The organism is Micrococcus sp. MS-ASIII-49, assembly GCF_000946635.1.
GTDB classification, from domain to species: domain Bacteria; phylum Actinomycetota; class Actinomycetes; order Actinomycetales; family Micrococcaceae; genus Micrococcus; species Micrococcus luteus.
Map to the genome: position 1 here is coordinate 1 of NZ_JXSP01000183.1, position 1,460 is coordinate 1,460.

The 1,460-nt window shown below is 76.6% G+C and carries 2 protein-coding genes; one reads left to right on the top strand and one right to left on the bottom strand.

Features of this window, described 5'->3' with window-relative positions:
* Nucleotides 1-432 (top strand): aminodeoxychorismate/anthranilate synthase component II (locus SJ20_RS11505; RefSeq protein ID WP_044660001.1); only part of this gene is annotated, 432 nt, incomplete at its 5' end.
* Between the two features lie 45 nt (nt 433-477).
* Here SJ20_RS11505 and SJ20_RS11510 read toward each other — a convergent pair.
* On the bottom strand, nt 478-1,460 hold a 983-nt coding region (locus SJ20_RS11510), incomplete at its 5' end, for a PASTA domain-containing protein (protein WP_044659934.1).

Sequence of the window (1,460 nt, forward strand, 5' to 3'; positions counted from 1 at the left end):
CCCCCCCCCCCGGGGGGGGCCCGCCCGCTCTTCGGGGTGTGCCTGGGGCACCAGGCCATCGCGGAGGCGTTCGGCGCGACCGTGACGCACGCGGAGTCCCTCATGCACGGCAAGACGTCCCTGGTCCGCCACGGCGAGCACCCCATGTTCGAGGGTGTCCCCTCGCCGTTCACCGCCACCCGCTACCACTCGCTGGCCGCCGTGCGGCCCACCGTGGACGAGGCGGTCCTGGAGATCACCGCCGAGACCGAGGACGGCGTCGTGATGGGACTGGCCCACCGCACCGCGCCCCTGTGGGGCGTGCAGTTCCACCCCGAGTCCGTGCTCACCGAGGGCGGCTACCGGATGCTCGGCAACTGGCTCGAGTCCGTGGGGCTCTCCGGGGCCGCCGAGCGCGGCGGCCGGCTCTCGCCCCTCGTCCGCCAGGACTGACCGGCCCCGGGGCCCGGTTCGCGGGTCCGACGGCGCCCCGTCCGCTCAGGTGGACGGCGGCGGATCGATCGAGGGCTCGGGCTCCGGCGTCAGCGTCGGCAGCGGGTCCACCGGCGTCGCGGTGGACGAGGTGCTCGGCGACTGCTCGGTCGGCCCCGGCGAGGTCGACGGGGCCGCCGACGTCGGCGCCGGGCTCTGCGTCGGTGACGGCGTCGCGGTCGTCGTCGGCTCGGGGCTGGGCGTGGCCGAGGCGGACGGCGAGGGCGAGGGTTCCGCGCTCGCGGAGGGCTCGGGGCTCTCCGACGGCGGGGGGCTCGGTGACGCGGACGCCGACGGCGTGGGCTCGGGCGCCTCGCTGGACGGCGGCGCCGGCTCGGAGGGCTCGGCCGTGGGCGCGATCCATGAGGACGCCGTCAGGGTCAGGGAGGAACGGTTGTCCACGCGGACGCCGGCGGGCGGATCCTGGGCCACGACCGTTCCGGTGTCCGTGGTCGCGCCGTCCTCGTCCTGGATCCGCACGCGCAGCTCGGGGGCGCTCAGCGCCAGCTGACGCCGCGCGTCCGGAGCGCTCATCCCCACCACATCCGGCACGTCGACCATGCCGCTGGACAGGTGCAGCACCACGGAGGAGCCGGGCGGCACGTGCGTGCCCATCGCGGGGTCGGTGCGGGCGAGCAGCCCGCGTTCGAGTCGGCCGTCGTCCTGGTACTGCACGGAGGAGACACGCAGGCCCAGCCGTTCCAGCTCGCGGCGGGCCGCGTCCTCGGACAGCCCGTGCAGGGAGTCGGACAGCGCGATGCCCTCCTCGCCGCGGGACACCCGGATCCGCACCTCGGCCCCGCGGGGCACCTCCGTGCCCGTCGGCGGGTCGCTCTGGGTGACGGTCCCGTCCGGGGCGTCGGCCATGTACGCGGACGAGACGACGGCCACCAGACCTGCGTCCTCGAGCGCCGCGACCGCCTCGTCCTGCTGCAGCCCCACCACCGCGGGCACCTCCGCGGTGGTGGGCAGAGCCGCCGCGAGCCACG